Annotated in this window: 4 protein-coding genes, 1 tRNA gene and 1 pseudogene; 4 read left to right on the top strand and 2 right to left on the bottom strand. The window is 50.2% G+C overall.

Going from position 1 to position 6,844, the window contains the following annotated elements; translation table 11 throughout:
• Nucleotides 1–788 (bottom strand): annotated as a pseudogene (locus ACEW8P_RS06180) (DNA polymerase IV); the annotation flags it as partial.
• 112 nt (nt 789–900) lie between these two features.
• Here ACEW8P_RS06180 and ACEW8P_RS06185 point away from each other — a divergent pair.
• The 3 genes from ACEW8P_RS06185 (at nt 901) to ACEW8P_RS06195 (ending at nt 5,605) form a co-directional block, all read left to right on the top strand.
• Nucleotides 901–1,596 carry a S24 family peptidase gene (locus ACEW8P_RS06185; RefSeq protein ID WP_373512228.1) on the top strand — a complete coding sequence of 232 codons (696 nt, stop codon included), beginning with the start codon at nt 901–903 and terminating at the stop codon, nt 1,594–1,596.
• Nucleotides 1,597–1,768: 172 nt separating this feature from the next.
• On the top strand, nt 1,769–4,021 hold the full coding sequence (locus ACEW8P_RS06190) for an ATP-dependent helicase (RefSeq protein WP_373512229.1): 2,253 nt from the start codon (nt 1,769–1,771) through the stop codon (nt 4,019–4,021).
• Between the two features lie 81 nt (nt 4,022–4,102).
• A complete protein-coding gene (locus ACEW8P_RS06195) occupies nt 4,103–5,605 on the top strand; it encodes a DUF4301 family protein (RefSeq protein WP_373512230.1) in 1,503 nt (500 codons plus the stop codon).
• A gap of 181 nt (nt 5,606–5,786) precedes the next feature.
• Here the strand turns inward: ACEW8P_RS06195 and ACEW8P_RS06200 are convergent.
• Nucleotides 5,787–5,859: transfer RNA gene (locus ACEW8P_RS06200), tRNA-Met, on the bottom strand.
• A 101-nt stretch (nt 5,860–5,960) separates the two neighbouring features.
• On the opposite strand from ACEW8P_RS06200, the gene era reads away from it, so the two are divergent.
• Nucleotides 5,961–6,844 (top strand): GTPase Era (gene era, locus ACEW8P_RS06205; RefSeq protein ID WP_373512231.1); only part of this gene is annotated, 884 nt, incomplete at its 3' end.

The raw sequence follows: 6,844 nt of genomic DNA on the forward strand, positions 1-6,844 counted from the left end.
GTCGCCGAGAGCGTTCGCATGGCCTGCATGGTTTTGTACCCCACCTGCTCGCGCAAATCCATCTCGCCACCGAAATTGAGACGATAGTGCCACTGTAAGCCTACTAAGCTCTTGAAAACCAGTTGCAACTTCTCAGGTGAGGCGTAACGCAATTGCAGCGGAGTCATAATGCCGCTCGCTTGCAAGCGAAGTGCCATCCGGCTGGCGATGCCAGGCAAGTCGGTGAGTGAGAGACTGCTCAGGATACCATCGATCGTGTCAGGGACGATGACAGTCAGTCCGTCGGGTTTTTGCAAGTTGGAGGCTAGTTTGGCCAGGAAGGCGTTAGGGGCCACGCCGATAGAGCAGCGCAACCAGTCTCCGACATCCTTTTTGATAGATACCTTTATTTGTTTAGCTACGGCCACTGTATCCTTATACATAAGGCGGTGGCGTGTCAGGTCTATCACGGCTTCGTCGATACTGCGTGGGATTACGTCAGGCGAGTAGGTGTGCAACACGTCGATGATTTTGCGGTGGAAGTGGCGGTAGCGCGCGGGCGTGGTTTCTACCGGAACAAGGTCAGGGCAAATCCGCATAGCCTCATCAAGCCTCATTCCTAGCCGCACACCCCTTTCCTTCGCTTCAACGGAGGGCGCAATCACACAGCCCGATTGGCCAGTATAAACGCAGACCGCTATCGGACGGCCCCTCAGCCAGTAGTTTACCTGCTGCTCACAACTGGCAAAGAAGCTGTTCATATCCAAGAAAAGGACGGTGGGTTCGGCGTTGGGTGTGGCGTGGTTCATAAATTTTTAGTGTCTTTTATGAATATATATTTCAATATTTCGTACTTTTATGTCATAAATGTATTTTACTTTTGCCATATAATAGCATACATATCAAATATATATTTTCGAAATGAGAGAAACAGACTCTTCTATCCAAGACCGTCTTAAGCAAGTATTCGAAGCTTTGGGAATTACTATCTATCAGATAGCCAAAGATCTAGACGAAAACTCGTCTAAATTCTATAATATCCTGAGTGGTCGTGCCAAGCCTTCTTACGACACGATCATCGGTATTTTGAACCACTATCCCCAGATTCGTTCTGACTTCCTCCTGCGTGGTGAAGGTCCGGTACTGGCCGAGGGAGGCTATTCCAATGCTTATATCAGCCCCGACGATACGGACTATGTGGAGGTGCCTTTTGTACCTGTGAAGTTTCACGCCAGTTTTGTAGAAAGCTACGGCGAGGGCTATCGTTTTGAGGATCTCGATTCATGCACGGTCAGCAAAGATCTGGTAAGCAATCTGAAAGAACCCGTAGTGCTGGAAGTATCGGGCAACAGCATGAGTCCACAACTTGTGCACGGAGCCCGCATCCTGGCCGTTCCCGTGGATACGGGAGACTGGATCTACCAGTCAGGTGGGGTGTTCGCTGTCATTTATCGCGATTTCTTCGTCGTAAAGCGGATTCGTGAGAACGATCTCTTGACCAAACATTACCTTACTCTACACTCAGATAACCCGATGGGCGGCAGTGTGACGGTACCTTCCAACGAAATCCGGGGTATCTGGCGCGTGGCCAATATCGTGAGTGCTCCCGTGGAATAAGCCGTGAACGGGCTGACTTTTTTTCCTAACTTTGATTTTTGGAAAAAGTAATAGGCTGTAAGCTCTTGGCGGTAGGCTTTTTTATTAAGGAGTCTACAGCTTATAGCTTGCAGCCTATTGCTTGTGGCAACTAAACGACTGCATAGTTTGCTGTCGGAGATTAGGAAAAACTATGAATGATTACTTATCGGGTCTGAATGAGCCCCAGCGTGAGGCGGTAATGCACGGCGAAGGGCCACTCATGATTATTGCCGGAGCGGGATCGGGCAAAACCCGCGTTTTGACTTTCAGGATCGCTCACCTTATTGAGAATGGTGTCGATCCTTTCCGCATTCTCTCCCTTACTTTTACCAACAAAGCCGCCGCCGAAATGCGCCACCGCATCGAGACGAGCGTCGGTTACGAGGCCCGCAACATCTGGATGGGTACTTTTCACTCGGTATTTGCCAAGATTCTGCGCATCGAGGCCAAGTACCTGGGCTACACCAGCAACTTTTCCATTTACGATACGGACGATTCCAAATCATTGCTCCGTAGTATTATCAAAGAGTTCAACCTCGACGATAAAGTTTATAAAGCCAATGCCGTTTTCAACCGTATTTCCGGGGCTAAAAACCGTCTGGTGTCGGCGGATGATTATCTGGCCAACAGCATTATCCAAGCCGATGACAAGGCGGCGCGGATGCCAGAGATTGGACGATTGTACAAAGCGTACACTGTCCGTTGCTTCCAGGCCAACGCGATGGACTTCGATGATCTGCTGTTCAATACTAATGTCCTGTTTCGCGACTTTCCCGAGGTGTTACACAAGTACCAGCACAAGTTTCGCTACGTGATGGTGGACGAGTTTCAAGACACCAACGTATCGCAGTACCTGATTACCCGCAAGCTGTCGGCGGTACACCAAAATATATGTGTGGTCGGCGACGACGCCCAGAGCATCTATGCTTTCCGAGGCGCCAACATCGAAAACATTCTCAACTTTGAGAAGGACTTCCCGACTGTTCGAACGATTAAGTTGGAACAAAACTACCGCTCCACGCAGAATATCGTCAACACCGCCAATTCGGTCATTGCCCGAAACAAGGCGCAGTTGCGCAAGGAGGTTTTTACTGAAAACGAGGAGGGTACTTTAATAGATGTCATCAAGGCCAATTCCGACAATGAGGAAGGACGCCTGGTCGTGACCTCGATTTTTGAAGAGAAAATGCAGGGCAGTCTGCGCAATAACGACTTCGCCGTCCTGTACCGCACCAACGCCCAGTCGCGCTCCTTCGAAGAAGCCCTGCGGCGGTTGGGCATCAAGTACCGCATCGTGGGCGGCTTATCCTTTTATCAACGGAAAGAAATCAAGGATTTGTTGGCGTACCTGCGCTTCATCGTGAATCAGCAGGATGAGGAAGCTTTCAAGCGCATTATCAATCTTCCCAAGCGCGGCATCGGCGACACAACTATTGCTAAAATTACTGTGTCGGCGGCGGAAAATAGCGTGGCGATTTGGGATGTGGTCGGCAACATTCATCAATACGTCAGCGGCCGCGCTACGGTACCCATCGACAAATTTGCCTACCTTATCAAGAGCTTTATGCTCATGATTGAGCAGGGCAAGGACGCCTTCGAGGTGGCGACGCACGTTGCCAAGACTTCGGGCATCCTGCGGGAATTGTACGAGGACAAGACCGTCGAGGGTCTTTCACGCTACGAGAACGTGCAGGAACTGCTCAACGCCATTAAGGAGTTCGTGGACAATCCCGAGAACGAAGATAAGACGCTCGGTACTTTCCTGCAATCGGTGGCTCTGCTGACCAACGCCGACGAACCCGACGAGGATGGCGACAATGATCGCGTGACGCTGATGACCATTCACTCGGCCAAAGGACTGGAATTCAAGCACGTCTATGTCGTGGGCATGGAGGAAGACCTGTTCCCTAGTCAAATGATGCTCGAAAGTCGGCAGGATTTGGAGGAAGAGCGGCGGCTGTTCTACGTGGCCATTACTCGGGCCGAGCAGAAACTCACTTTCTCCTACGCCGAAAGCCGCTACCAGTGGGGCCGTCTAAAAATGTGCGAACCCAGCCGCTTCTTGCTGGAAGTCGATCAGCGTTTCCTGAATACTACCAAAGCTACCCGCGAAATGGCTACCCGCGAGACGCAACCCAGCCCAATGGGCTTCCTAAAAAACGTCACCAAAAGAACCGCCCCGTCGCGTGCGCCCGTTGCTACACACAAACCCTCGGAGGGATTTACGCCTAGCGACACCTCAGGATTGATTGAAGGGCAGAAAGTGGAACATCCCAAGTTCGGCTTCGGCGTAGTGAGCAGAATGGACACCAATGGCACCGACCGGAAGGCAACAGTAAAGTTTGACGCCGTGGGTGAGAAAACACTGTTGCTCAGTTTTGCCAAGCTGCGGATCATGGAATAGTTTTTTTGAGGAAGCGTAAATTTTACAAACTTTGGTCTTTCCTATTAAAACTTAAAATAATACCCTAACAACCTTCCAAACATGTTAATACTGAGTGAAGAAGACCTACAGCAGGTTAAAGACCGCGGTACCGACCCTGAACTGGTAGAGGAGCAAATCCAATTTTTTGTCGATGGCTTTCCCTACCTCAGTCTATCGAAGGCAGCGACTGTTGGCGACGGAATCATCCGGCTGACAGAAGATAAGATAGAAGAAGAGGTGAAGCTTTTTGAACTGCAAATCGACGAGGACGACCTGTCGCTTCTTAAATTTGTTCCTGCTTCCGGCGCAGCTACCCGTATGTTCAAGTCCCTGTTCGCCTTTTTAGAAGAGGGGGAATCGGATAAATCGGTTGAGGAATTTTTTAAAAATCTGGAAAAATTTGCTTTCCATCAGGATTTGAAGGACGTAATGGCCGCCGATGGTCATGACATCGCTTCCGCCGACCATTCGGCGATTGCTGAATACTTTCTGACGGAAAAAGGGCTAGGATACGGCAACTTACCTAAAGGACTACTCAAATTTCACAATTATTCCGACGGTGCACGAACGCCGCTAGAAGAGCATTTGGTGGAAGGGGCGCTGTACGCTAACGCCAACGGTCGCGTGCAGTTGCACTTCACTGTGTCGCCCGAGCATCGTGATAAGTTTGAAAAACTAGTTGTCGAGGCGCGGTCGGACTACGAAAGCAAGTACGGCGTAAAGTACTTCGTGTCATTTTCGGAGCAGCAAGCTTCTACTGATACGGTAGCCGTGAACAATGATAACACGCCTTTCCGCGAAAAGGACGGCAGTATCCTGTTCCGGCCAGCGGGACACGGCGCTCTGTTGGAAAATCTGGCGGAGTTGGATGCCGATGTGATTTTTATCAAGAACGTGGACAACGTTGTGCCTGACCACCTAAAAGAGGAAACCGTCACTTACAAAAAAGCCATCGCGGGTGTACTATTGGATTATCGCGCCGCTATTTTCAGCTACCTTGATCGCCTCGACCGAGGCGCGGATGCTGCTCTGCTGGGGGAATTGGACGAATTTTTCCAGAAGGAACTCTGTGTAACGCCACCCGAGGAATTTATTTCCTGGAATGATGAGAAAAAAGCAGAGTACTCCCGCAAAAAACTGGAACGCCCGCTCAGAGTATGTGGCATGGTGAAGAATGTAGGAGAACCCGGCGGTGGGCCTTTCTGGGCTAAGAACGCCGACGGTTCCTCCTCGCTGCAAATTGTGGAATCGGCACAAGTCGATATGAACGACACCGACCAGCAGGGTACTTTCAAGAATGCCACCCACTTTAACCCCGTGGATTTGGTCTGCGCGATGAAAGACCGCCACGGCAATACCTACCCGCTCCGAAAATTCCGCGATCCGATGACGGGTTTTATTTCCAATAAGTCGAAGGATGGCCAGGAACTCAAAGCCCAAGAACTACCCGGCCTCTGGAACGGGGCGATGGCTGATTGGAATACATTATTTGTTGAAGTGCCGTTGATCACCTTTAATCCTGTTAAGACAGTGAACGACTTACTGCGGGAGCAGCATCAATAGTGTAAAAGAAACGTAAAAAAAAGCCCTCAGAATTTCCTGAGGGCCTTTTCATGTGACATAGGAACTGGCCAGTATCATCTACCCGGTCGCACTACCAATATCTGAACTATGCTTGTGAAAAAACGCTTAAATCTGACTAAAAAATAAAAAAGTCTCAGATTTCTCTGAGACTTTTCTTTCGTAGCGGGAGCTGGACTCGAACCAGCGACCTTTGGGTTATGAGCCCAACGAGCTACCAACTGCTCCATCCCGCGCCATTGAATTGGAGTGCAAATATAGCAGGGCCTTTTCTGAAAAACAACTACCTTTGCAAAATATTATTTAAAACTCTGGTACTCAAAGTACCTGATCACCTATGTCAGAAACTACTTCCGAGTCCGCGTCGGTTGACTTCCGCGCAGGCTTCGTCAGCATCATTGGGCGCCCCAATGTGGGTAAGTCCACCCTCATGAATGTGCTGGTGGGCGAAAAGCTCTCCATTATTACTTCTAAGGCGCAGACCACCCGCCACCGCATTATGGGCATCCTAAACGGTACCCACGAAGGTATGCCCTTTCAAATGGTGTATTCGGACACGCCTGGCGTGGTCACGCCCGCTTACAAGCTGCACGACTCCATGATGACCTTTGTCAAAGGTTCGCTGGAAGATGCAGATGTGGTTCTTTTCGTAGTCGAGGTGGGCGAGAAAGTCGTGGGTCACGAGGTAGTTCCGCTATTGAAGCGTGCGGATGCACCTGTGGTGTTGGTGCTGAACAAAATCGACCTGTCCGACGAGGAAACGGTAAAAGCCAAAACCGCCGAATGGCAGGAAGCGATTCAACCCGCTGCCATCATTCCGATTTCGGCCCTGCTGAACGCCAACGTGGCGACGCTCTTTCATAACCTCATTACCCGACTACCGCAGCATCCACCCTATTTCGCGCAGGACGAACTTACCGACAAGCCTGAGCGTTTCTTCGCTTCCGAAATCGTCCGCGAGAAGATTTTTCTCAACTACCGTCAGGAAATCCCTTACAGCAGCGAAGTAGTAGTGACGGAGTTCAAGGAGAAAGAGGAAGTCATCGTCATCCGGGCCGAAATCATGGTCGAGCGCAAAAGCCAAAAGGGCATCTTGATCGGCGACAAAGGCTCCATGATCAAACTAGTCGGCACCCAGGCCCGGCTTGATTTGGAAGCCTTCTTCGGTAAGAAAGTTTTTCTGGAAACCTTTGTAAAAGTAGAACCCAACTGGCGCAGCAA

Origin of the sequence: Persicitalea sp. (assembly GCF_041751555.1) — a bacterium.
GTDB lineage: Bacteria > Bacteroidota > Bacteroidia > Cytophagales > Spirosomataceae > Persicitalea.